Origin of the sequence: Aeromonas sp. R6-2 (genome assembly GCF_040908155.1) — a bacterium.
GTDB lineage: Bacteria > Pseudomonadota > Gammaproteobacteria > Enterobacterales > Aeromonadaceae > Aeromonas > Aeromonas schubertii.
This window is the reverse complement of record NZ_JBFODE010000065.1, coordinates 146,771-170,211: the sequence shown is the minus strand read 5'-3', so window position 1 is coordinate 170,211 and position 23,441 is coordinate 146,771. Positions and strand designations below refer to the sequence as shown.

General features: G+C 62.9%; 18 protein-coding genes. 11 read left to right on the top strand and 7 right to left on the bottom strand.

Annotation, left to right across the window (positions count from 1 at the left end; translation table 11 throughout):
• Window positions 1–44 precede the first annotated feature (44 nt).
• Window positions 45–2,603, top strand: a complete 2,559-nt coding sequence (locus AB5Y48_RS18270) for a TRAP transporter permease (RefSeq protein WP_136614521.1) — start codon at window positions 45–47, stop codon at window positions 2,601–2,603.
• A 346-nt stretch (window positions 2,604–2,949) separates the two neighbouring features.
• A complete protein-coding gene (locus tag AB5Y48_RS18265) occupies window positions 2,950–4,206 on the top strand; it encodes an aromatic amino acid transport family protein (RefSeq protein WP_050666322.1) in 1,257 nt (418 codons plus the stop codon).
• Between the two features lie 58 nt (window positions 4,207–4,264).
• Here AB5Y48_RS18265 and metJ read toward each other — a convergent pair whose 3' ends face one another.
• Window positions 4,265–4,588, bottom strand: a complete 324-nt coding sequence (gene metJ, locus AB5Y48_RS18260; protein ID WP_050666323.1) for a met regulon transcriptional regulator MetJ — start codon at window positions 4,586–4,588, stop codon at window positions 4,265–4,267.
• Window positions 4,589–4,747: 159 nt separating this feature from the next.
• On the opposite strand from metJ, the gene metB reads away from it, so the two are divergent.
• Window positions 4,748–5,911, top strand: coding sequence for a cystathionine gamma-synthase (metB, locus tag AB5Y48_RS18255; RefSeq protein WP_368165390.1), 1,164 nt, complete (start codon window positions 4,748–4,750; stop codon window positions 5,909–5,911).
• Window positions 5,912–8,365, top strand: a complete 2,454-nt coding sequence (locus tag AB5Y48_RS18250; RefSeq protein WP_060583344.1) for a bifunctional aspartate kinase/homoserine dehydrogenase II — start codon at window positions 5,912–5,914, stop codon at window positions 8,363–8,365.
• Window positions 8,366–8,396: 31 nt separating this feature from the next.
• Here AB5Y48_RS18250 and AB5Y48_RS18245 read toward each other — a convergent pair whose 3' ends face one another.
• From AB5Y48_RS18245 to ybaK, 3 genes are all read right to left on the bottom strand, one after another.
• On the bottom strand, window positions 8,397–9,347 hold the full coding sequence (locus tag AB5Y48_RS18245) for a hypothetical protein (RefSeq protein ID WP_368165388.1): 951 nt from the start codon (window positions 9,345–9,347) through the stop codon (window positions 8,397–8,399).
• Window positions 9,344–11,401 (bottom strand): cache domain-containing protein, encoded by a 2,058-nt coding sequence (locus AB5Y48_RS18240; protein ID WP_368165386.1) that lies wholly within the window; start codon window positions 11,399–11,401, stop codon window positions 9,344–9,346. Before AB5Y48_RS18240 ends, AB5Y48_RS18245 begins: the two co-directional genes overlap by 4 nt.
• 79 nt (window positions 11,402–11,480) lie before the next feature.
• On the bottom strand, window positions 11,481–11,942 hold the full coding sequence (ybaK, locus tag AB5Y48_RS18235; RefSeq protein ID WP_368165385.1) for a Cys-tRNA(Pro) deacylase: 462 nt from the start codon (window positions 11,940–11,942) through the stop codon (window positions 11,481–11,483).
• Window positions 11,943–12,064: 122 nt separating this feature from the next.
• On the opposite strand from ybaK, the gene AB5Y48_RS18230 reads away from it, so the two are divergent.
• A complete protein-coding gene (locus tag AB5Y48_RS18230; RefSeq protein WP_050666329.1) occupies window positions 12,065–12,787 on the top strand; it encodes a substrate-binding domain-containing protein in 723 nt (240 codons plus the stop codon).
• Window positions 12,788–12,865: 78 nt separating this feature from the next.
• Here the strand turns inward: AB5Y48_RS18230 and ppc are convergent, their stop codons facing one another.
• Both ppc and argE read right to left on the bottom strand, forming a co-directional pair.
• Complete coding sequence (gene ppc, locus AB5Y48_RS18225) at window positions 12,866–15,499, bottom strand: phosphoenolpyruvate carboxylase (protein ID WP_050666330.1); 2,634 nt, start codon at window positions 15,497–15,499, stop codon at window positions 12,866–12,868.
• Window positions 15,500–15,696: 197 nt separating this feature from the next.
• Complete coding sequence (gene argE / locus AB5Y48_RS18220) at window positions 15,697–16,842, bottom strand: acetylornithine deacetylase (RefSeq protein WP_368165382.1); 1,146 nt, start codon at window positions 16,840–16,842, stop codon at window positions 15,697–15,699.
• A 248-nt stretch (window positions 16,843–17,090) separates the two neighbouring features.
• On the opposite strand from argE, the gene argC reads away from it, so the two are divergent.
• From argC to argH, 6 genes are read left to right on the top strand one after another with little or no spacing between them, the layout of a single operon-like run.
• Window positions 17,091–18,113 carry an N-acetyl-gamma-glutamyl-phosphate reductase gene (gene argC / locus AB5Y48_RS18215; RefSeq protein ID WP_368165380.1) on the top strand — a complete coding sequence of 341 codons (1,023 nt, stop codon included), beginning with the start codon at window positions 17,091–17,093 and terminating at the stop codon, window positions 18,111–18,113.
• A 5-nt stretch (window positions 18,114–18,118) separates the two neighbouring features.
• Complete coding sequence (argB, locus tag AB5Y48_RS18210; RefSeq protein WP_136614512.1) at window positions 18,119–18,898, top strand: acetylglutamate kinase; 780 nt, start codon at window positions 18,119–18,121, stop codon at window positions 18,896–18,898.
• A gap of 13 nt (window positions 18,899–18,911) precedes the next feature.
• On the top strand, window positions 18,912–19,826 hold the full coding sequence (locus AB5Y48_RS18205; RefSeq protein WP_368165378.1) for an ornithine carbamoyltransferase: 915 nt from the start codon (window positions 18,912–18,914) through the stop codon (window positions 19,824–19,826).
• Between the two features lie 24 nt (window positions 19,827–19,850).
• Window positions 19,851–21,086, top strand: coding sequence for an argininosuccinate synthase (locus AB5Y48_RS18200; RefSeq protein ID WP_368165376.1), 1,236 nt, complete (start codon window positions 19,851–19,853; stop codon window positions 21,084–21,086).
• Window positions 21,087–21,141: 55 nt separating this feature from the next.
• Window positions 21,142–21,429 carry a hypothetical protein gene (locus AB5Y48_RS18195; protein WP_153006777.1) on the top strand — a complete coding sequence of 96 codons (288 nt, stop codon included), beginning with the start codon at window positions 21,142–21,144 and terminating at the stop codon, window positions 21,427–21,429.
• Between the two features lie 50 nt (window positions 21,430–21,479).
• Window positions 21,480–22,865, top strand: a complete 1,386-nt coding sequence (gene argH / locus AB5Y48_RS18190; RefSeq protein ID WP_060583359.1) for an argininosuccinate lyase — start codon at window positions 21,480–21,482, stop codon at window positions 22,863–22,865.
• A 79-nt stretch (window positions 22,866–22,944) separates the two neighbouring features.
• On the opposite strand, the gene AB5Y48_RS18185 is transcribed toward argH, so the two are convergent.
• Window positions 22,945–23,400: a hypothetical protein gene (locus AB5Y48_RS18185; protein ID WP_050666337.1), complete on the bottom strand. Its 456-nt coding sequence runs from the start codon at window positions 23,398–23,400 to the stop codon at window positions 22,945–22,947.
• Window positions 23,401–23,441: the final 41 nt, after the last annotated feature.

The window sequence follows — 23,441 nt, the reverse complement described above, 5'->3', positions numbered from 1 at the left end:
CCTGGGGGCGAGCCTGCTCATAGTAGTACCAACAGAGTCAGCCTATGCAACAAGCACAACAACATGACGCGCTCTCCGCCGAGGAGCTGATTGCCCAGGACGTGGGGGCCCGCCTGCCGGTCGGCTCCATGAGCTGGGTCATCGCCGGCCTGGCGCTGGTCTGGTCCCTGTTCCAGCTTTGGATCGCCTCACCGCTCCCCTTTATGCTGGGTGTTGGGGTCCTTAATGACACCGAATCACGCTCCATCCATCTGGCCTTCGCCATCCTGCTCGCCTACCTGGTCTTCCCCTTTGGCCGGCGCTCCCCGCGGGATCGGGTCCCCCTGCCGGATCTCGGGCTGGGGCTGATCGGCGCCCTGGTGGCCGGTTATCTCTTCCTCGCCTATGACCAGCTGGCCCTGCGCCCGGGCAACCTGACCGATCTCGACTTCATGGTCGCCTGTGTCGGCATTCCGCTGCTGCTGGAGGCGGCCCGCCGTGCCCTGGGCCCGGCCCTGGCGGTGATCGCCATCGTCTTCCTCGGCTACAGCCTGGCCGGCCCCTGGATGCCCTCCCTGCTGGCACACCGGGGAGTGAGCCTGCATGCCCTCGCCAATCACCAGTGGATCACCACCGAAGGGGTGTTTGGCATCGCCCTCGGGGTCTCTACCAGTTTCGTCTTTTTGTTCGTGCTGTTTGGTGCTCTGCTGGAGCGGGCCGGTGCCGGCCACTACTTTATCCAGCTCGCCTTCAGCCTGCTCGGCCACCTGCGTGGCGGCCCGGCCAAGGCGGCCGTGGTGGCCTCGGCCCTGACCGGGGTCATCTCCGGATCGTCGATTGCCAACGTGGTGACCACGGGTACCTTCACCATCCCCATGATGAAACGGGTCGGTTTCTCCAAGGAGAAGGCCGGTGCTGTGGAGGTCGCCTCCTCGGTCAACGGCCAGATCATGCCCCCCGTGATGGGGGCGGCGGCCTTCCTGATGGTGGAGTACGTCGGCATTCCCTACGTGGATATCATCAAGCACGCCTTCCTGCCGGCGGCCATCTCCTATATCGCCCTGCTCTATATCGTGCACCTCGAGGCACTGAAACTCGGCATGCAGCCCATCGGCAGCCGTCATCCGCGCACCTGGCTGCAGCGCCTGACCGGCTTTGCCTTCGGTGCGGCGCTGATCAGCGGTCTCTCCATGGCGGTCTACTACGGTCTGGGTTGGCTCAAGCCGGCGCTGGGTGAGTATGCCCTGCCGGTGGTGGGCGCCCTGCTGGTGCTGGTCTATCTGGGCCTGCTCAAGATCGCCGCCAGCAATGCCCCGCTGCCGCCGGAAGACCCGGAACAGCCTCTGGATGATCTGCCCGATACCCGTGCTGTGCTGCTCTCCGGTCTCCACTTCCTGCTGCCGGTGGTGGTACTGGTGTGGTGCCTGATGGTCGAGCGCCTCTCCCCGGGCCTGTCGGCCTTCTGGGGCACCATCATGCTGGTGGTGATCCTGCTGACCCAGCGCCCGCTGCTGAACTGGCTGCGCACCGATGGCCAGCACGACTACGGCAGCCTGATGGACGGGGTGGTGGACCTGCGCGAGGGGCTGATTGCCGGTGCCCGCAACATGATCGGCATCGGTATCGCTACCGCCACCGCCGGTATCATAGTGGGGGCCGTCTCCCAGACCGGCGTCGGTCTGGTGCTGGCGGATCTGGTGGAGTTCCTCTCTATGGGCAACCTGCTGCTGATGCTGATGCTGACCGCCCTGCTGAGTCTCATCCTCGGGATGGGGCTGCCCACCACCGCCAACTACATCGTGGTCTCCAGCCTGCTGGCACCCGTGGTGGTGGCGCTGGGGCAGCAGAACGGCCTGATCGTGCCGCTCATCGCCGTGCACCTGTTCGTCTTCTACTTCGGCATCATGGCGGACGTGACCCCGCCGGTGGGGCTGGCCTCGTTCGCCGCGGCCGCCGTCTCCAAGGGCGACCCCATCAAGACCGGGATCACCGCCTTCTACTACAGCCTGCGTACCGCGGCGCTGCCGTTCCTGTTTATCTTCAACACCGATCTGCTGCTCATCAACGTGGACTTCGCCCACGGCGTGCTCATCTTCATCGTGGCCACCTTCGCCATGCTGATCTTTGCCGCCGGGACCCAGGGCTACTTCCTGGTGAAGAGTCGCTGGTATGAGAGCCTGCTGCTGCTGCTGGTGGCCTTCACCCTGTTCCGTCCCGGCTTCTGGATGGATATGGTGCACGACCCCTATGTGGAGACCCCGCCGGCCCAACTGGTGCAGACCCTGGGCCAGGTCGAGGCTGACAGCACCCTGCGCCTGCGTCTGGAGGGACCCGATGCGGTGGGCAAGATCCGTCGTTTCACCGTGTTGTTACCGGTTCCCGACGGGGCCAGTGGCGAGGCGCGTTTGGAGAAGCTGGGGCTGATGCTCTATGAGCAGGAGGGCAAGACCCTGATCGACAGCGTCACCTTCGGCAGTACCGCCGCCGATCTGGGGCTGGAGTTCGACCAGCAGATCCTGAGCGTCAAGGCGCCCACCGATCGTATCCGCAAGGAGTTTATGTGGATCCCCGGCTTCATGCTGTTTGCCCTGGTGGTCTGGCTGCAGCGGCGACGCCGTGTTTAACCCCTGTGGGCGGCCCGATGGCCGCCCTTTTTCATGGCAAAATCACTTTTTTATTCAATGAGTTAAAAATGGATGGGCGACTCATGCCAGGGTTGCATTTGAGAGCTTTATCCGGTCATTGAGTTTTTTGTGAAATAAAAATTTGATTTGATGTGAAATTTTGAATTATTGCTCTGTGTTTTTCCTGTTTTTTAGAGCGATGGTTCAGGGTTTCTTGCTAACCCTGCATGCTGCACTGGCTCTGAGGTGAAACCATAGCGGGATCTGTTACCTCCCTTTTTTGAGAATTAAATGTCGATAGCCCACAATCCGCCCAGTTCAAAATAGCGTTAATTGTGGTTTTATCATGGATATCTCCGTTTCTTCCCCGGTTACTCCCAGGGCCGAGAGCCTGAGCCGCTGGCAGCGGCACGACACCCAGTGGGTCATCAGCCTGTTTGGCACCGCCGTTGGCGCCGGCATCCTGTTTCTGCCCATCAATCTGGGTCTGGGGGGGATCTGGCCCCTGCTGCTGGTGGCCGTGCTGGCCGGTCCCATGACCTATCTGGCTCACCTGGGATTGACCCGCTTCGTGCTCTCCTCCTCCCGTCCCGGTGCCGATTTCACCGAGGTGGCCGAGGAGCACTTCGGAGCCGTCAGCGGGCGTCTCATCTCGGTGCTCTACTTCCTCTCCATCTTTCCGATCCTGCTTATCTACGGGGTAGGGCTGACCAATACGGTCGAGAGCTTCATGGTCAACCAGCTGGGGATGGCGATGCCGCCACGGGTGATGCTCTCCGGTCTGCTGGTATTCCTCATGGTGGCCGTAATGCTGGCCGGGGAGAAGGCGATGTTGCGGGCTTTTGCCTTTATGGTCTACCCGCTGGCGGCGATCCTGGCGGCCCTCTCCTTCTACCTGATGCCCGAGTGGCGCTGGCCTGCGGGGAGTGAACTGCAGGGGTTCGACTTTGCCAAGACGGTCTGGCTGGCCCTGCCGGTGACCGTGTTTGCCTTCAGCCACGCGGCGGCCCTCTCCGGGTTTGCCAACGTGCAGCAGCGTCACTACGGTGATGGTGCCGGGGAGAAGAGTCGCCAGATCCTGCTGCGCACCAGTCTGATGCTGGTCAGCTTCGTGCTCTTCTTCGTCTTCTCCTGCGTGCTGGCCCTGTCACCGGAGCAGCTAGCCGCCGCCAAGGCGCAAAATGTCTCGGTGCTCTCCTATCTGGCCAACGTCACCGATAATCCGGTGATCGTGACCCTGGGGCCGGTGATCGCCTTTATCGCCATCACCTCCTCCTTCCTCGGCCACTTCCTGGGTGCTCGTGCCAGCCTGCAGAATCTGCTGGCCAGGCAGGGGCTCTCCAGCGAGCGGGCCGACAAGGTGGGGATCGCTTTCATGTTCTTCGCCATCTGGGGGGCGGCCGTGGTCAACCCCAGCATCCTCGGCCTGATGGAGGTGCTCTCCGGCCCGGTGATCGCCATGATCCTCTTCATCATGCCGGTCATCGCCATCTACAAGGTACCGGCCATGGCCCATCTGAAGGAGAACCGGATAGCCAACGGCTTTATCCTGTTGACCGGGGCCCTCTCCGTCTCGGCGCTGTTGTTCAGCCTGCTCCGTTAAGCGAGCCACAAATAGAAAGAGGCGACCCCGGGGTCGCCTCTTTGCTATCAGTGAAACGTCAGTCGTTGTCGAACTCTTCGATCTCTTTGCCCAGCGCCTGCATGATGGCGAGGGCTTCGGCCGGGATATGGTCCGGCTTGTCCTTGCGCAGGTCGTCGTCGCTCGGCAGGGGCTGGCCGGTGAACGCATGAAGGAAGGCTTCACAGAGCAACTCGCTGTTGGTGGCGTGGCGCAGGTTGTTGACCTGACGGCGGGTGCGCTCGTCGGTCAGCACCTTGAGCACCTTGAGCGGAATGGAGACGGTGATCTTCTTCACCAGCTCGCTCTTCTTGCCGTGCTCTGCATAGGGGCTGACGTAGTCGCCGTTCCACTCTGTACCCATGATTCACCTGTTCTCGATTTGGCCGTGACCGCGAATTTTAACCCCTATGGATAGCATTGGCAATCCAACGGCAAAGCCATTTAGACGTCCAGACATATTGACGGCTTTGTTTGTCTGGTTTAGTGTGGTCTCCAACCCACGGAGCAGAGGAGAGAGCAGATGAGTGACAAGGGAACCCGGGCCGTCAGGATCGGCATCGAGAGCGACACCCAGCACGGGGCCGTGGTGCCGCCCATCTACCTCTCCAGCAACTACACCTTCGCCGACTTTGGCGAGCCCCGTCAATATGACTATGCCCGCTCCGGTAACCCGACCCGCAGCCACCTGGCCGAGGCCCTGGCCGCCCTGGAAGGGGGAAGTGGCGCCATCGTTACCTCAACCGGTATGGGGGCAGTCCACCTGGTGAGCACCACCTTGCTGGCGGCCGGGGATCTGCTGATCGCCCCCCACGACTGTTATGGCGGCACCTGGCGCCTGTTTGAGCATCTGGCGGCCAAGGGGTGTTATCGGGTCAAGTTTGTCGATCAGGGTGACCCGGAGGCCCTGGCCACCGCCCTGGCCGAGGGGCCCAAGCTGGTGTGGGTCGAGACCCCCTCCAACCCGCTGCTGCGGGTCGTGGATGTGGCCGCCATCTGCGACGCAGCCCATGAGGCCGGAGCCCTGGTGGCGGTGGACAACACCTTCCTCACTCCCTTCTGGCAGCAGCCGCTGGCGCTGGGGGCCGATCTGGTGGTGCACTCCACCACCAAGTACATCAACGGCCACTCGGATGTGGTCGGCGGTGCCGTGGTGGCCGCCGATGGTGAGCTGGCCGAGCGCCTCACCTGGTGGGCCAACTGCCTGGGGGTCACCGGCGGTGCGTTTGACTCCTACCTCACCCTGCGTGGCTTGCGTACCCTGGGGGCCCGCCTGCGCGCCCACGAGGAGAATGCCCGCCAGATCCTTGACTTCTTGCTGTCGCAATCCGTGGTCAAGCGGATCTATCATCCCTCCCTGCCGAGCCATCCCGGGCACGAGATTGCGCGCCGTCAACAAGCGGGATTCGGGGCCATGGTAAGTTTCGAGCTCAGTCTCGACGAGGCGGGGATCCGTGCCTTCCTGGGGGCGCTGCGTTGTTTCTCGGTGGCCGAGTCCCTGGGCGGGGTGGAGAGCCTTATCGCCCATCCGGCCAGCATGACCCACAGGGCCATGACACCGGAGGCCCAACTCAGGGCCGGCATCAGCGGACAGCTCCTGCGGCTGTCGGTGGGGATCGAGCACGGTCCGGACCTGGTGGCCGATCTGGCTCAGGCGCTGGCGATCGCAACAAGGGTAGAAGCATAAATGACAGTATTAAATGGAGAGAGTGCGGTGGCAGCAGAGGCGGGTGTGAAGCGTCGTCATGTTCACAAGTTTGGCGGCAGCAGCCTGGCCGATCCGGTCTGTTACCGTCGGGTCGCCGCCATCGTTGAGCAGCAGTGCGGCGGCAATGAACTGGTGGTGGTCTCCGCCGCCGGCAAGACCACCAACCGCCTGATCCAGCTGGTGGAGCTGGCCGAGGCGGGGGACGAGGCGGCCGGTGAGGCGCACACCGCCCTGCACGCCTATCAGCAGAGCCTGATCGATGGTCTGTTGGAGGGGGAGTTGCAGGTGGAGCTCGGCGCCCAGCTGGCCGAGGACTTTCGCGCCATCGCCCGCACTCTGGAGCGCCAGTTCGATCGCTTCGATCGCAACGGCCTGCTGGCGTTTGGTGAGGTGTGGTCGGCCCGCCTGCTGGCCGCCCTGCTGACCCAGCGCGGCAACAAGACGCGCTGGCTCGATGCACGCAGCTTCCTGCGGGCCGAAGATGGCCCCCTTATCCGGGTCGATCACGCCCTCTCCAGCGAGTTGCTCAAGGCTCGCCTGGCCGAGCACGATGGCCGCATCGTGGTGACCGGCTTCATCGCCGCCGACCTGGAGGGGCGCTCCCTGCTGCTCGGCCGTAACGGCTCCGACTACAGCGCCAGCCTGCTGGCAGCCCTGGCGGATGGCGAGTCCACCACCATCTGGAGCGATGTGGCCGGTGTCTACAGCGCCGATCCGCGCCGGGTGAAGGAGGCTCGCCTGCTGGAGCGTCTCAGTCTGGCAGAGGCCAACGAGCTGGCGCGTCTGGGCTCCTCCGTACTCCATTCGCGCACCCTGCAGCCGGTGGCCGAGAGCCGTCAGCGCCTCACCCTGCGCTGCAGCTACAACCCCGACGAGGGGTGCACCCATATCTTGCGTCGGGCACCGCGCTCCGGTGGCGCCCGCATCGTCTCCTCGGTCGACCAGATCGCCCTGATCGAACTCAAGGTGTTGCCTGAAGGGGAATTTGAGCGCGCTGCCGCCGCCATCGAGGCCTACCTGGCCCGTCACCGCATTCAGCCACTGACGGCCCAACGCCAGCCGGATCGCCGCATGCTGCGCCTGGCCTACACCCTGGAGGTGGCCACCGGCGCCTATGATCTGCTGCGTGACTACCAGCTGGAGGGCGGCTTCACCGGGCTCATCCAGAAGGAGGGGTATAGTCTGGTCGCCCTGGTGGGCGCCGGCGTGACCGATAATGCCGAGCAGTGCCACCGCTTCTATCAGCTCACCGCGGATCAGCCGGTCGAGTTTGTGCAGGCGGCGAAAGATGGCCTGAGCCTGGTGGCCGTATTGCGCCAGGTGGTGCTGGAGCCGCTGCTTATCGCCCTGCACGGTGCCCTGTTCAGCCGTCCGACCCGGGTCGGGTTGGTGGTGTTTGGCAAGGGCAACATCGGCGGCCAGTGGCTGAGCCTCTATGCCCGCGAGCGTCAACGCCTGGAGCAGGAGCTCAACCTGGCACTGACCCTGTACGGGGTCTACGGCTCGGAAGGGGGCTGGCTGGACGAGGAGGGGATCGATCCCCTGCGGGTACAGGAAGCCAGTCACCCGTCGCCGCTGATCTGGCCCGAGCTGCTCGGCCAGCTCGAGCAGCACAGCTTCGACGCCCTGATCGCCCTCGATCTCACCGCCAGCGAGACGGTGAGCCGCTATTACCCGGAGCTGGCCCAGCTCGGCATTCACCTCATCGCCGCCAACAAGTTTGCCGGTGCCGCCGAGAGCGAGTTCTACCTGCGGGTCAAGCAGAGCTGCCGTGATCATCAGGTGCAGTGGCGCTACAACGCCACCGTGGGGGCCGGCCTGCCGGTACAGTCGAGCATCCAGATGCTGCGTCAGAGCGGCGACCGCATCCACGGCGTCGCCGGCATCTTCTCGGGCACCCTCTCCTGGCTGTTCCAGCAGTATGACGGTAGCCGTCCCTTCTCCGAGTTGGTGGAGGAGGCGTGGCAGCATGGCCTGACCGAGCCGGACCCGCGTGAGGATCTCTCCGGTCAGGATGTGCGTCGCAAGCTGCTGATCCTGGCCCGGGAGGCGGGTTATGAGCTCGATTCCAACGACATCGAGCTGGAAAACCTGGTCCCCGTTCCCCTGCGCAAGGTCAGTCCGGAGCAGTTTATGGATCGTCTGCAGGAGCTCGACGGCCCCATTCTCTCCGCCTTCGAGAGCGCCAGGCGCCTCGGCAAGGTGCTGCGTTATGTGGCTCGCTGGGAGCGTAGCGGCAAGGCGAGGGTGGGTCTAGAGAGCCTTGAGCCCCATCACCCCTTTGCCAACCTGTTGCCCTGTGACAACGTGTTTGCCATCGAGAGCGACAGTTACCGAACCAACCCCCTGGTCATTCAGGGCCCCGGCTCGGGACGGGAGGTGACGGCGGCGGCCATCCAGTACGATCTCTGGCAGATCTGTGCCGCCCTGTAAGGGCAAGAGGGGCGCCGTCAGGCGCCCTTTCTCATGGTGGGGTGTGATGGGATCGGGCGTTGCCGACCCTGTCGGTGGCCGGATTGTAGAAGTAGCGCCGGTAATCGAAGCCGATCCCCTTGAGATAGGGATTGTCGAGGGGAATCAGCAGCCGCTGTTCCAGCCGGGCCGCCTTGATGGAGGGGCCAAATGCCTGGCGCCAGAGCGCCTCCAGGGAGCCGTCGCGCCAGGCGCGCTCCAGCCCAAGCCGAATACGGCCAAGTCCCTCTCTGTTACTGACATGGGTAAAGAAGACCCGGGGCAGGGGATAGTAGAAGAGCAGGTGTGAGTCTACTGTCAGCCCGGGGAGGTTGGCGTGGCTCTTCCACTCCTGCTGCAGTTCGCCCACCCCGCGGCAGAAGAGATCGATACGCCCCCGTGCCACCATCAGAAAGAGTTTCTCGTACTCGGAACGCTCGAGCACCTTGAAGCCGGCCTGCCTCAGTATCTCCACATCGAGCCACCCCTTGCCCTGACCGTGAAGGAAGAGCCTGGCCTCCTCCCGGTTGCGTATTTGTGCCACTGCCTTTGCCCGCTCGGGGTTGACGAAGCAGATGCGATAACCGGTCAACCCAAGATGGATGGGGAAGGGGACATAGTGCATCTGTTCGAAGTCGAGGCGGTTGCTCCAGCTGTCCATGGCAAAGAGGTTGGGGTAGCGATTCTGGCGAATGCTGAGACGGATGCGATCCCGGTTCATGGGAGGGGCAGCGACCAATTCATAGGGGCCGTATTCGGGGCGACTCTTCTCCAGGGCCAGTTGCAGCAGATCTCTGTCATAGGTCTGGCGGGGATCCTTGTCACTCTCGGGGCTGATATAGGTAAAGGTGGTCCCGGCCAAGGCCGCCCGGGCAAAGAGCAGCAGAATGAGGAGCAGGAGCGGCCAGGGGCTCCCTCTGCTGACCCGGGGATGGTCGACGTTCAGGGAGAAGCTGGCGCTCATACAGGGGACTCCTCGAAGGGCAGGGTCAGCCAGAATCGGCCCTCTGACGGTTCATAACGGATCTCGCCCCCCATCTTCTGGGTCACTATGTTGTAGATCTGGTGCAGTCCCAGGCCTGCATTGCCGCGAAAGCGGGCGTCGGTGACGAAGGGTTCGAAGAGATGGGGGATCAGGCGTTCATCGATTCCCTTTCCATCGTCCCCATAGCCGATACGAAGCTGGCCGGCGGTGGCCGTGATGGTGATATGCACCTGGCCCAGCCCCTCCCCACCATGCTGCAGGGAGTTGAGCATCAGCTCGGAGAAGGAGAGCATGAACCACTTCTTCACCCCCTTGACGAGGGTCTCGCCATTCCCCTCTATCTTCAGTTCAACCCCTTGGCGGTCGAGGTGGCTGAACTGGGCCGCTTCCTCCAGCAATTCGCCGAGTGTGAAAAGGGCCGGGCCATCCCCCTCATCCTGCAGGTCGAGCATCTTGAAGCGTTGGATGAGTTGCACCAGCCGCTGCAGATTCTGCTCCATCATGGCATGCAGCTCTCCCGTTCCCTGTTCATAGTCGGTGAGGTGAGTGCGTGAGAGGCGCCCCTCGGCCAGCTGTCGACTGTGTTCTTGCATCAGTTCGAACAGGTAGGAGGTACTGGTGACCAGGTTGCCGAGTGGGGTGTTGATTTCGTGGGCCACCCCGGCGATGAGGCGACTGAGGGCGGCGTTTTTCTCAGCCTCTACCAGATGGGTGCGGGTCTCTTCCAGCTGGCGGATCGTCTCGTTCAGTGCCGCCGTGCGTTCACACACCCTGACCTCCAGGCTCTGGTTGATGGCGGCCAGCTCCCGGTTGAGTGCTTCGGTCTTCTCCTGCAGATCCACCCGCTGGCGATGGTTCTCCTCCAGCAGGGTATGGGAGACCGAGAGCCGCTGAATGAACTTGTCGAAGAAGCGGGACATGAACATCACCTCGTCCCGGGCCCGCTCCGTGCTGGCGATAAGCCCTCCCTCGCCGCCCCGGCCTATGCGGTTAACCCGACCGATACACTCGCGAATGGGACGGACGATGGACTCGCTGAGGCTCATGGCGGTCAGCACTATGACTCCCAGCAGGATCAGCAGAAAGAGGGCGCTCATCTTCAGTAACTGGTGCAGGGGCTGATCGAATTCGTCCACATAGTAGGTGCTGACGATGAGCCAGTCATAAGAAGGGATGAAGATAAAGCGGGCTACCTTCTCCCGTGGTGTGGGCTCATCAGGGTTTTGCCAGTCGTAGCTCAGCGCGCCGTTACGCTGCTCGAGCATCTGGCGCACGAAGGGGGTGTTTTTCAAATAGTCGGCTTCCGGCGAGTAGCGCTTGATAAAGGGGTGGAGAATCACCTCTCCCTGCCCGTCGAGCACATAGGCATAGCCGCTCTGGCCAAAACGCATCTCGAGGATGCGGTGGCGGAAGTCATCGATATTGATGAGCTGGTTGAACTCATCCCGGTAGGAGGAGGCCGAGATGATCCAGTCCCAGGGGGCGAAGTAGGTCATGTAGAGAGCCTTCTTGCGCGGGGCACTCTCGCCGGGGTTTTGCCAGTCGTACTCCAGATAGCCTTGTTTGGTCTTCATCTGCTGACGGATAAAATCGTAGCGGGCCAAACTCTTTCCGATCAGCTCCGGCTTGATATGGGTACGAATGATGCCCTTGCTGTCGATCACGTAGAGATAGCCGCTGCTACCTATGGTGATGTGGCGAAGATGCTGACTCGCGGCCTCCTTGGCCGCCTGCTCGCTCATCTCGCCACGGCGATAGGCCTCGTAGAAGGAGCGGACGGCGGTGAGCTCAGCGTCGGTGATCCCCTTGAGGTGACTACGGACGGCCGTCTCGGCGCTGGTGGAGATCTCCCCTATGATGGCATGGGTGCCCTGGCTTATCTGGGCATCCAGGCTCTGCTTGAGCTGCTGGTAGTAGAAGGGGATGAAGAGCAGGCTGCTCAGCAGCAGGGTGATGAGAAAGAGGAAGACAAAGGCACCCAGCAGCCTGACATGAATGCGATAGAGTCTGAGCCATTGATACCAGGCTGACATGGGCCTCTCCTGTGGTCACTCCACAGGAAAAGCCTAGCCTGCCTTGTCATCCTTGGCCCTTTGACAGAAGGAAGAGGGCCTATTCGGCGATGGATGCGATGATCCAGCCCATTTTTTCCTGCATCTCCCGTGCCGAGATACCCACAGAGAGGCCGCGCTTGCCGCCACTCACCAGCACGCTATCGAACTGCAGGGCCGAGGCGTCGAGCACAGTGGGCAGGCGCTTCTTCTGGGCCAGCGGGCTGATACCGCCCACCTTGTAGCCCGTCAGCTTCTCGGCCTCGGCGGGGGGGAGCATCTCGACCTTCTTGAGCCCGGTGGCCTTGGCCAGCTGCTTCAGGCTGCACATGCCCGAGGAGGGGACTATGGCCACCACGGCTTGCTTGTCGTGGTGGGCGATCAGGGTCTTGAATACCCGAGCTTCGGGTAGCCCGAGCTGGGTCGCCGCATGCTTGCCAAAGTCATCGTGAGCCTCACATTCATAAGGATGCAGGCTGAAGGGGATCTTGAGCTTCTCGAGCAGCTTGATGGCAGGGGTCATGGTGGTCACCTTGGGGCAAGACAAGGCCACACAGTCTGCGCCTGTGACCCCGGTGAGGCAAGCACCAGTGCCGATAACGGGACGCCACTTATAATGGAGTTAAGATTCGAAGGAGGTGGCGGATGAAGGGTCTCTGGTTGGCTCTTACCCTGTGGGGGGGCATGTTGGCATGGGCGGACGAGATTGAACTCATCGGTTCCGATACGGTGGCCAGCCTCATCGAGCCCTATCAGGCCGGCTTCACCGAACAAACCGGCCATGGTCTGAAGTTGCGGATCACGGGCAGTCTGCCAGCCTTGGTGCGCATGAAGCAGTGGCCCGGTGGCATCATGCTCTCCGAGCCCTTTCCCGCTCATCCGGTTCCCTATCTCTATCGCATCGGCAGCGATGCCGTGGTGTTTTTGGTCAACCGGCACAACCCGTTGCGGGCCTTGACCCTCAAGGAGCTCGAAGCCCTGCTGCAACCGCAGGCGCGCTGGCCGGATGGCCGCCCTGTGGTGCTCTACAGCATGGGCGTCAATCATGCGACCATGCACTATGTGCGTCAGATCTTCGGGGCGGCCGGCACTCCCCAGAGTCTGCATCCCCAGCGCACTCCCGAGCTGGTGATCGCCAATGTGGTGGATGATGAGCAGGGGCTGGGGTGGCTCTCTCTGGGGCGGATGCGTGACGAGGCGCTGTCCGGGGCACGGCCGCTCTCTCTCGAGGGGGAGCCGCCGCTGTTGCCTGATCAACGTCTTAACCCGGCCTATCCCCTGCATCGTGATCTCTACCTTGGTTTTAGCCGCCAGCCCAACCGGGCCGAGCAGGCTCTGGTCGACTACCTCATCGGGCAGCAGGAGTAGCGGGGTTCGCCAGCTGTCGGCAAGCAGAAAACACAAAGGGCGCCGAGGCGCCCTTTGTCATGGCGGAGTCTCCCGCTATTAACCTGTATTGCGCATCCCGGCTGCGATACCGGCGATGGTGACCATCAGGGCTTGATCCAGCTCCGGATGGAGGGAGTCCGGATCCCGGCGGGAGCGACCGAGCAGCTCCGCCTGCAGCACGTTGAGGGGATCCGTGTAGGGGTTGCGCAGACGAATCGACTCCTGAATCCAGGGTTGGTCATCGAGCAGGCCGCCCTGGGGACGCAGCTTGAGCACCAGCGCGATGGAGTCTGCGAGCTCCCGACGCAGCTGCTGGCCGAGGGGCCACAGGGCCTCGGGCACCAGGCGGGTGTCGTAGTACTCGGCGAGCCAGGCATCCGCCTTCAGGAACACCATCTCCAGCATCTCGAGGCGGGTGCGGAAGAAGGGCCACTGGCGGCTCATCTCTTCGAGTACCTCGAGCTTGCCCTCGTCGATGGCCTGTTGCAGACCCTTGTGGGCGCCGAGCCAGGCCGGCAGCATCAGGCGGTTTTGGGTCCAGGCGAAGATCCAGGGGATGGCGCGCAGGCTCTCGACACCCCCGTTGGGCTTGCGCTTGGCGGGGCGGGAGCCGAGTGGCAGTTTGCCCAGTTCCAGCTCGGGGGTGGCGGCGCGGAAGTAGGGGACGAAGTCCGGATGGCCACGCACGATACTGCGGTAGTGCTCGCAGGAGACGGTGCTCAGCAGCTCCATCACCTGGCGCCACTCCTCACGGGGTTTGGGCGGGGGCAGCAGGTTCCCCTCCAGCACGGCGCTGGTGTAGAGGAGCAGGCTGTTGATGGCCACCTTGGGCAGGCCGAACTTGAAGCGAATCATCTCCCCCTGCTCTGTGGTGCGCAGGCCACCACGCAGTGAGCCGGGGGGCTGGGAGAGGATCGCCTGGTGGGCCGGGGCGCCACCGCGTCCCACAGTGCCGCCACGACCGTGGAACAGGGTGAGGCGGATCTGGTTGATTTCGGCCAGGGCGACCAAAGACTCCATGGCGGCGTACTGGGCCCAGCCGGCGGCCATCATGCCCGCATCCTTGGCCGAATCCGAGTAGCCGATCATCACGTATTGGCGACCCTGGATATAGCCGCGATACCAGTCCACCGACAGCAGGCGCTCCATCACCCGGGTGCCCGCCATCAGGTCTTCCTGAGTCTCGAACAGGGGAGCCACCGGCATGCGGAACTTGCAACCTGCCTCTTTGAGCAGCAGTTGCACCGCCAGCACGTCGGAGGGGGCGCCGGCCATGGAGATGATGTAGATGCCGAAGGCATCGGGATCGTTGGCGGCGATGACGCGGCAGGTCTCTATGGTCTCGCGGGTCTCGTCGCTCGGGGTCCAGTCGGCGGGGACGAGGGGGCGGCGGGAGTTGAGCTCGGCCAGCAGGAAGGCCTGTTTGTTCTCCTCACTCCACTCGGCGTAGTCACCGATCCCCAGGTAGCGGGTCAGCTCGGCCAGGGCCAGGGCGTGACGCTCTCCGTCCTGACGAATGTCGAGCTTGACCAGATGGATGCCGAAGCAGGCCACCTTGCGCAGCACATCGAGCAGCATGCCGTCGGCGATGTTGCCCATGCCGCTGGCGTGCAGTGAGTGATAGCAGAGCTCGAGGGGCTCGCGCAGCTGGGCCGTGGTGCGCACCAGGTCGCGGTTCTCGCTCTGCTGTCCCTGCACCTTGGCGGTCAGGTACTCCTTGGTCTCGCGCAGGGCCTCGCGCAGCTCGCGCATCACCACCCGATAGGGCTCGTTGTGGTTGCCGACCCGGGCGCGCAGCTCGTCGTTGCAGTCGCTCATGGAGAGCTCGGAGGTGAGCTCCTTGATCTCCTTGTAGAAGAGGCTGACCGCCATCCAGCGACCCAGCTCCAGCACCTTGGCGGTCACCTCGGCGGTGACGAAGGGGTTACCGTCCCGGTCGCCCCCCATCCAGGAGGTGAAGCGCACCGGCGCGGCGTCCAGGGGCAGGCGCACCCCCAGGTGCTGCTGCAACTGCTCGTCGAGATGGCGCATGAATTCCGGGATGGCCGGCCACAGGCTGTTCTCGATGACGGCAAAGCCCCACTTGGCCTCGTCCACCGGGGTGGGGCGCTGCTCGCGGATCTCGTTGGTGTGCCAGGCCTGGTTGATGAGCTGCTCGACCCGGTTGATCAGGCGATCGCGCTCCTGGGGGAGCAGGTCGGAGAGCTCGAGGGCCTCGAGGCAGTCGTTGAGCTGCACATGCTTGTGGATCAGGGTGCGGCGGGTCACCTCGGTGGGGTGAGCGGTCAGCACCAGATCGATGTCGAGCTCGCGCACCGCCTGGACGATGGCCTCCTGAGAGAGGTTGGAGGCTTTCAGCTTGGTAAAGAGCTGCTCCAGGGGATCAGAGGCGCCGGTTTGATCGGCAAAGCTGCGCGAGATGGTGTGGAACTGTTCCGCCACGTTGGCCAGATTGAGGAACTGGCTGAAGGCGCGGGCCACCGGCAACAGCTCTTCATCGCTCAGGGTCTGCAGGGTATCGATCAGCGACTGGCGATCCTGCTCGTTTCCCTTGCGGGAGGACTTGGCCAGTTGGCGAATGGTCTCGATCTTGTCGAGAAAGGCCTGACCCTTGTGATCCTTGATGGACTTGCCGAGCAGTTGGCCCAGCAGACCCACATTGGCGCGTAGCGCGGCGTACTTTTCGTTCATTCCACATCCTTATTGCCGATCAATCCCGCCGGTTCATGGCGGGAACTGCTCATCATCGATGTTGTGTGATTACAACATTCGTTCCCTCATCTTATGGGGACAATCTACCCGTGTCTCCTGCGCAAGGTCAAATAACGCCGCGATAGAAAACATGTATTTCGGTTCTCTCTACGGCGGCATCAGGTTGTGTAACTTTCCTACAGGCAGAAACGGCGGATCAGATGCTGCAACACCTGCTTGGTCGGCTCCACGAAGGAGAGATCCAGATACTCGTCCGGCTGGTGGGCCTGAGTGATATGGCCCGGCCCCAGCACTATGGTTTCGCAACCGAGTTGCTGAATAAAAGGGGCCTCGGTGCAGTAGTTGACGCTCTCGGCGGCCCGTCCGCTGGCCCGTTCTGCCTCGCGCACCAGCACAGCGTCATCACCGCAGGCGTAGGCGGGGATGGGCTCGTGCAAGTGGCGGATATGCAGGCAGCCCGGCTGGTGGATCTCGATGGGGGAGAGGGCCTCTTCGAGCAGCCCCATCAGCTCGTCGGGTCCCACTTGCGGGGTGGGGCGCAGATCGATGTGCAGCTCGCAGCAGCCGCAGATACGGTTCGGGCTGTCGCCGCCCTGGATGTAGCCGAGGTTCAGGGTCGGTTGAGGTACCGCGAAGCGGTGGTCGGCATACTTCTCCTTGAGGGAGCGCTGCAGGCCGAGAAGCTGCCCCATGGCCTGATGCATGATCTCCATGGCATTGACCCCGTTGGCCGGGTCCGAGCTGTGGCCACTGCGTCCCGTGATGCGAATAGCCTCGGACATGTGCCCCTTGTGAGCCACCACGGGGACCAGGCCGGTCGGCTCGCCGATGACGGCATAGTCGGGCTTGAGCTCGGCCGCAGCGGCAATAGCGCGTGCGCCGGCCATGGTGGTCTCTTCGTCGGCAGTGGCGAGGATGCGCAGAGGTTTGCTGAGTCGGGTGAGGTCCATCTCCCTGAGCGCCTCCACGATAAAGGCGAAGAAGCCCTTCATATCGATGGTTCCCAGCCCGTACAAGCGGTTGCCCTCCTCGGTTACCTTGAACGGATCCTTGCTCCAGCGTCCCTCGTCAAACGGCACTGTGTCGGTATGGCCCGCCAGCAGTAGCCCGCCTTCTCCCTCGCCCAGCGTCGCCACCAGATTGAACTTGCCCGGCAACTCCGGCAGAGGGGTGACCTCGACCCTAAACCCCAGGGTGGTGAACCAGTCGGCCAGCAGCCGGATCACCTGCTCGTTACTCTGATCCCACTTGGGGTCTGTGCTGCTGATGGAGGGAATCGCAATAATATTCTTATAAAGTGAAAAAAAATCCATGTTGGCCATAAAAGCTCCTTGCACCCCCTCCGGGATTTTGATAGAACATCTTCATGCACTGAGAGTGAATGAATATTCCATTTCTCTCCCGTGGATGAGGCTCTAGTTGTAAGGGAAACACCATGTTCTGTCACCTGTTTATCAACCGACGACGCACTATCGCCTGAGCCCCCTTCTCTCGAGGGGCGGTTACAGGCCCCGACATCCTTATGCAGCGTTCCGCTGCGCCCGCAAGTTAACAAAAACCGGATTGAATGATGCTCAACACCGTTATCGTCGGTGCCAGTGGCTACGCAGGTGCCGAACTGGCCGCACTGGTACAGAACCATCCCCAGCTGACCCTGGGCGCCCTCTACGTCTCTGCCGGCAGCCAGGATGCCCACAAACTCTTCTCGGCCCTGCACCCCCAGTGGCTGGGCCGGGTGGATCTTCCCCTGTTGCCTCTGGATGAAGACGGGATGAGCCGCATCCTGACCCAGGCCGATCTGGTGCTGCTGGCCACCGCTCATGAGGTGAGCGCCGATCTGGCCCCCAAGCTGCTGGCCAAGGGGGTGACAGTGTTCGATCTCTCCGGCGCCTTCCGGGTCAAGCAGGATGGCTTCTACGAGCAGTTTTACGGCTTCTCCCACACCGCGCCCGAGTGGCTCGATCAGGCGGTCTACGGTCTGGCCGAGTGGAATGCTGACGCCATCAAGCAGGCGACGCTTGTCGCCGTGCCGGGTTGCTACCCGACGGCGTCGCTGTGCGCCCTCAAACCCCTGATGGCCAAGGGCCTCATCGCGGCCGACAGCCTGCCCATTATCAATGCCGTCTCCGGCGTCTCCGGAGCCGGGCGCAAGGCCTCCCTCACCACCAGCTTCTGCGAGGTGAGCCTCAACCCCTACGGCACCTTCAATCACAGGCACCAGCCAGAGATCAGCCACCACCTGGGGTGTGAGGTGCTGTTTCAGCCTCATCTGGGCAACTATCTGCGCGGCATCCTGGCCACTATTTATGTGCAGCTGGCCGATGACGTGACCCCAGAGCAGGTCGAGGCTGCCTATCGGGAGGCCTACGCCGGCAAGCCGCTGGTGCGCCTGACCGGTGCCGCACCCTCAGTCCGCGGCGTCGCAGGCACTCCCTATTGCGATCTGGCCTGGCAGCAGCAGGGCAAGGCGCTGGTGGTGTTCAGCGCCATCGACAACCTGCTCAAGGGGGCCGCCTCCCAGGCGATTCAATGTATCAACCTCAAATTCGGTTTCGACGCGGGCTGTGGCCTGGTCACTCAAGCACAAGGATGAAAGTGATGAACAAGCAGACTCTGGTGATCAAGCTGGGCGGCGCGTTGCTCGAGAGCGACGAGGCGTTGACTGCCCTGTTCGGAACCCTGAAGGGCTTCCTCGACGAGCAGCACAGACCCCTGGTGCTGGTGCACGGCGGCGGCTGCCTGGTGGATGACCTGCTCAAGGGGCTGGGTCTCACCTCCACCAAGAAGCATGGCCTGCGGGTGACCCCGTTCGATCAGATCCCCTACATCGCCGGCGCCCTGGCGGGTACCGCCAACAAGCAGATGATGGCCAAGGCCATCGCTACCGGTATCCCGGCCGTGGGGCTGTGCCTGGCTGATGGCGGCCTGTGCCAGGTGACCCAGCTCGATCCGGAGCTCGGTGCCGTGGGGGCATGCCAGCCGGGCAACCCGGCTCTGCTGAACGGGATCCTGGCTCAGGACTTCTTGCCGGTGGTGAGCTCCATCGGCATCACGGCAAATGGCCAGTTGATGAACGTGAACGCCGACCAGGCGGCGACCGCCATCGCCGAGGCCCTCGGCGCCGATCTGGTGATGTTGTCGGACGTGAGCGGCATCCTGGATGGCAAGGGCAAGCTGGTGCCCGAACTCGACAAGATGACCGCGCTGGATCTGATGGAGAAGGGGGTCATCGCCGACGGCATGGCGGTCAAGGTAAAGGCGGCACTGCATGCGGCCGAGACCCTCGGCAAGCCGGTGGCGGTGGCCAGCTGGCGCTATCCGGATCTGCTGCACAAGCTGCTCTCGGGCGGCGCCGTCGGCACCAAGGTCACCCTGTAAAAGGAGCACGCCCATGCAGCATCTTCTGACCGGCACCGAATTCGATCAGGCCCAACTGCTGGCCCTCATCGCCCTGGGCAAGGCCATCAAGGCCAATCCCAGGAAGTACAGCCAGGCCCTGGCGGGCAAGAGCATCGTCACCCTGTTCGAGAAGCCCTCCCTGCGCACCCGGGTCACCTTCGACATCGGCATCGCCAAACTGGGTGGCCACAGTGTCTATCTGGATCAGCAAAACGGGGCGCTCGGCAAGCGTGAGTCGGTGAAGGACTTCGCCGCCAACCTGTCGCGCTGGTGCGACGCCATCGTCGCCCGGGTGTTCGACCACCAGACCCTGGTCGGTCTGGCCGAGCACGGCAGCGTGCCTGTGGTGAACAGCCTGTGCGACCTCTATCACCCGTGCCAGGCCTTCGCCGACTTTATGACCATCTCGGAAAATTATTCAGATCCGGGCAAGGTGAAGCTGGCCTATCTGGGGGATGGCAACAACGTCAGCCACTCCCTGCTGCTGACCGGCGCCATCCTCGGCACCGATGTCACTCTGGTCTGCCCCAAGGGGCACGGCCCGGATGTGCAGATCTTCCAGCAGGCTCAGGCCCTGGCGGCCCGGAGCGGCGCTACCCTGGCGGTGAGCGACGATATCGCGGCCATCGAAGGATTCGATGTGGCCTACACCGATACCTGGGTATCGATGGGTGACACCACCCCCATGGAGCAGGTCACCGACCTCTTCATGCCCTACCAGATCAACCAGGCGCTGCTGGATCGCACCGGCATTCGCCACGTATTGCACTGCCAGCCGGCCCATCGGGATCTCGAGATCACCTCCGAGGTCATGGACGGTCCCGCCTCCCTCATCATGGATGAGGCGGAGAACCGCATGCACATCCAGAACGCCATTCTGCTGACCCTGCTGGGCGGCCAACACTGATTTCACTTTCAAGGAGAAGAGATTATGAGCGGCATTAACAAGATAGTACTGGCCTACTCCGGCGGACTGGACACCTCGGCCATCATCCCCTGGCTGAAAGAGCATTACGACGCCGAGATAGTGGCGTTTGTGGCCGATGTGGGCCAGGAGCGCGACGACCTGGAAGGGATCGAGCAGAAGGCCATCGCCTCCGGCGCCACCAAGTGCATCATCAAGGATCTGCGCGAAGAGTTTGTCAAAGAGTACGTCTACCCGACCCTGAAGACCGGCGCCGTCTACGAAGGCACCTACCTGCTGGGCACCTCCATGGCCCGTCCGGTGATCGCCAAGGCCATGGTCGAGGCAGCCCTGGCCGAGGGGGCCGATGCCATCTCCCACGGCTGCACCGGCAAGGGCAACGACCAGGTGCGTTTCGAAGGGGCCGTGGCCGCCCTGGCGCCGCAACTGAAGGTGATCGCCCCGTGGCGGATCTGGGACATGCGCTCCCGGGAAGATCTGCTGGCCTATCTGGAGGCCCGCCAGATCCCCTGCAAGGCGACCCTGAAGAAGATCTACAGCCGTGACGCCAACGCCTGGCATATCTCCACCGAGGGTGGCGAGCTGGAGAGCACCTGGAACGAGCCGTCTGAAGCCGTGTGGCAGTGGACCGTGCCGGCCGAGCAGGCGCCGGATCAGCCGGAATACGTCAAGCTGACCATCGCCAAGGGCGAAGTGGTGGCGGTGGACGACCAGAAGCTGACCCCGCACCAGATCCTGATGACCCTGAACGAGCGGGCCGGCAAGCACGGCGTGGGTCGCATCGACATCACCGAGAACCGGATGGTGGGCATGAAGTCCCGTGGCTGCTACGAGACCCCGGGCGGTACCGTCATGGTTGCGGCCCTGCGCGCCATCGAAGAGCTGGTGCTGGACAGACCGACCCGTGCCTGGCGCGAGAAGTTGGGTGCCGAGTTCTCTCATCTGGTCTATGACGGCCGCTGGTTTACCCCCCTGTGCAAGGCGATCCTCGCCTCCGCCAACGCCATCGCCGAGGATCTCGACGGGGAAGTGGTGCTGAAGATGTACAAGGGCCAGGTCACCGCGACCCAGAAGAAGTCCCCCAACAGCCTCTACTCCGAGGACTTCGCCACCTTCGGTGCCGACGAGGTGTACGACCAGAGCCACGCCGAAGGTTTCATCCGCCTCTACACCCTGGCCAGCCGGATCCGCGCCATGAAGGAGCAGCATATGGCCATCGGGGGTGATCACACTCACGGTTAATACTAAGAAAGAGGGGGGGGGGCAGTCCCCTCCACTTTTGAAACGGGAGACCGAGATGAGTGAAGAGAAAATCTTAACTGTAATTCAGTATCTACATGGGAAATTCCCTTTTGCCGAGCATATTGAATGTCAGGCGTGTATCAAAACAGATGCTTATCTATTTAAGATCACTTCAGGTGACGTCTCGTTTTCATTGCGGTTAACGGGGTGCCTCATGGATAACTCCGTGTCGTACATAGTGAGTTTATTAGACCAACTTAATGTGGCTGATATGTCATGTGAGGATTCAAAGGTGGCCGCAACCGTCGGAGAAAATGGTCTTATCAGTAAGCATCCAAGCTGAGAGATGAAAATCTTCGCATGAGTATCGGCTGGAATAAGAAGGAGAGCAGTATGGCACTTTGGGGTGGGCGCTTCAGTCAGGGCGCAGACGCAAGATTCAAGCAGTTCAACGACTCACTGCGCTTCGACTACCGCCTGGCGGAGCAGGACATTCAGGGCTCCATGGCCTGGGCACGCGCCCTGGTCAAGGTGGGGGTGCTGACCGCCGCCGAGCAGGAGACGCTGCAACAGGCCCTCGACGCTCTGCTGGTGAGCGTGCGTCTCGACCCCGAGCAGATCCTGGTCTCCGATGCCGAGGACATCCACTCCTGGGTTGAGGGCAAGTTGATTGACGCGGTCGGCGATCTCGGCAAGAAGCTGCACACCGGGCGCTCCCGTAACGATCAGGTGGCGACCGATCTCAAGCTCTGGTGCAAGGCGCAAGGCGAACTGCTGGCCGCCTCCATCACCGCCCTGCAACAGGGGCTGGTGGCCTCCGCCCGGGCCAACCAGGCCGCGGTGCTGCCCGGTTACACCCATCTGCAGCGGGCCCAGCCGGTCACCTTCGCCCACTGGGCCCTGGCCTATGTGGAGATGCTGGAGCGGGACCACTCCCGGCTGCAGGATGCGCTGAAGCGCCTCGACACCAGCCCGCTCGGTTGCGGCGCCCTGGCCGGCACCGCCTACGCCATCGACCGCGAAGCCTTGGCCCTGGACATGGGCTTTGGTGGTGCCACTCGCAACAGCCTGGATTCGGTCTCGGACCGGGATCACGTGGTGGAGTTGATGCACGTGGCGTCGCTGTCCATGACCCACCTGTCGCGCCTGGCCGAGGACCTTATCTTCTACAACACGGGTGAGGCGGGCTTTGTCGAGCTCTCTGACGCGGTCACCTCGGGCTCGTCCCTGATGCCCCAGAAGAAGAACCCGGATGCCCTGGAGCTGATCCGCGGCAAGGCCGGTCGGGTGGTGGGGGCCCAGGTGGCCATGCTGATGACCCTCAAGGCACTGCCCCTGGCCTACAACAAGGACATGCAGGAGGACAAGGAGGGGCTGTTCGACGCGCTGGATACCTGGCACGACTGCCTCGACATGGCAGCCCTGGTACTGGTCGATCTCAAGGTCAACGGTGAGCGCACCAAGGCGGCCGCCCAGGGTGGCTACGCCAACGCCACCGAGCTGGCCGATTACCTGGTGGCCAAGGGCATTCCATTCCGCGAGGCGCACCACATCGTCGGTGAGGCCGTCGTCTATGCCATCGGGGTGAAGAAGCCGCTGGAAGAGCTGTCGCTGGCCGAATTCCAGCGCTTCAGCCCGCTTATTGGTGAGGACGTCTATCCCAACCTGGAGCTGGAGGCGACCCTGGCCAAGCGGGTTGCCAAGGGCGGGGTGGCCCGCGAGCAGGTAGAGACAGCCCTGATTGCCGCAGAAACCTGGTTGGCCGGGCGGGTCGGCTAATCGCTCTTCTCGTTTAAACAAGACGGCAACCCCAGGGTTGCCGTCTCTTATTCCGGTACCAGGATGTGGGGGATTAGCTTCAGGCTTGAGTGGCCAGCAGCCTTCCTACTCCTTCACCACGACCACGGGGCAGGCTTTGACTCATCTCATCGAGAAAGCCGTTGAGATCCCCCTTTATCCCCAGCTGCTGGCGCAGGCTGTCAAAGGATTGCAGCAGGGTATCTCCACCGGCCCCGGCACTGCCACGGGTCAGATCTTGCTGCAGCCTGGCGATCGCCTCATCCAGTGAGACCCCGGGGGAGCGCTCTCGCAAGGTATTCATCACCTCGCCCATGAAGTGATCGATGGCCGGGCGCTGGGTTTCGCCATTGGGATCGCTCGCACCCAGGCGGCGAAACATGCCCTGCAGGGTCGGAGGCAGAGGCTCACGGCGTGGCTCGGACTGTGCCTGCGGGGTTGCCGGTTTCTCCTTAAGCAGGGCGCCACCTATCTTGACGGCCAGGGAGACAAGGGGGAGCAGAGCTGTGATGGACATGGCCTCGATCCTCTGGGGGGTAACACACCACATCACTACTG

Excerpts from the sequence above, each read along its gene's own strand:
- AB5Y48_RS18270 (WP_136614521.1), top strand. The coding sequence starts at position 45 with ATGCAACAAGCACAACAACATGACGCGCTCTCCGCCGAGGAGCTGATT.
- AB5Y48_RS18265 (WP_050666322.1), top strand. The coding sequence starts at position 2,950 with ATGGATATCTCCGTTTCTTCCCCGGTTACTCCCAGGGCCGAGAGCCTG.
- metJ (WP_050666323.1), bottom strand. The coding sequence starts at position 4,588 with ATGGGTACAGAGTGGAACGGCGACTACGTCAGCCCCTATGCAGAGCAC.
- metB (WP_368165390.1), top strand. The coding sequence starts at position 4,748 with ATGAGTGACAAGGGAACCCGGGCCGTCAGGATCGGCATCGAGAGCGAC.
- AB5Y48_RS18250 (WP_060583344.1), top strand. The coding sequence starts at position 5,912 with ATGACAGTATTAAATGGAGAGAGTGCGGTGGCAGCAGAGGCGGGTGTG.
- AB5Y48_RS18245 (WP_368165388.1), bottom strand. The coding sequence starts at position 9,347 with ATGAGCGCCAGCTTCTCCCTGAACGTCGACCATCCCCGGGTCAGCAGA.
- AB5Y48_RS18240 (WP_368165386.1), bottom strand. The coding sequence starts at position 11,401 with ATGTCAGCCTGGTATCAATGGCTCAGACTCTATCGCATTCATGTCAGG.
- ybaK (WP_368165385.1), bottom strand. The coding sequence starts at position 11,942 with ATGACCCCTGCCATCAAGCTGCTCGAGAAGCTCAAGATCCCCTTCAGC.
- AB5Y48_RS18230 (WP_050666329.1), top strand. The coding sequence starts at position 12,065 with ATGAAGGGTCTCTGGTTGGCTCTTACCCTGTGGGGGGGCATGTTGGCA.
- ppc (WP_050666330.1), bottom strand. The coding sequence starts at position 15,499 with ATGAACGAAAAGTACGCCGCGCTACGCGCCAATGTGGGTCTGCTGGGC.
- argE (WP_368165382.1), bottom strand. The coding sequence starts at position 16,842 with ATGGCCAACATGGATTTTTTTTCACTTTATAAGAATATTATTGCGATT.
- argC (WP_368165380.1), top strand. The coding sequence starts at position 17,091 with ATGCTCAACACCGTTATCGTCGGTGCCAGTGGCTACGCAGGTGCCGAA.
- argB (WP_136614512.1), top strand. The coding sequence starts at position 18,119 with ATGAACAAGCAGACTCTGGTGATCAAGCTGGGCGGCGCGTTGCTCGAG.
- AB5Y48_RS18205 (WP_368165378.1), top strand. The coding sequence starts at position 18,912 with ATGCAGCATCTTCTGACCGGCACCGAATTCGATCAGGCCCAACTGCTG.
- AB5Y48_RS18200 (WP_368165376.1), top strand. The coding sequence starts at position 19,851 with ATGAGCGGCATTAACAAGATAGTACTGGCCTACTCCGGCGGACTGGAC.
- AB5Y48_RS18195 (WP_153006777.1), top strand. The coding sequence starts at position 21,142 with ATGAGTGAAGAGAAAATCTTAACTGTAATTCAGTATCTACATGGGAAA.
- argH (WP_060583359.1), top strand. The coding sequence starts at position 21,480 with ATGGCACTTTGGGGTGGGCGCTTCAGTCAGGGCGCAGACGCAAGATTC.
- AB5Y48_RS18185 (WP_050666337.1), bottom strand. The coding sequence starts at position 23,400 with ATGTCCATCACAGCTCTGCTCCCCCTTGTCTCCCTGGCCGTCAAGATA.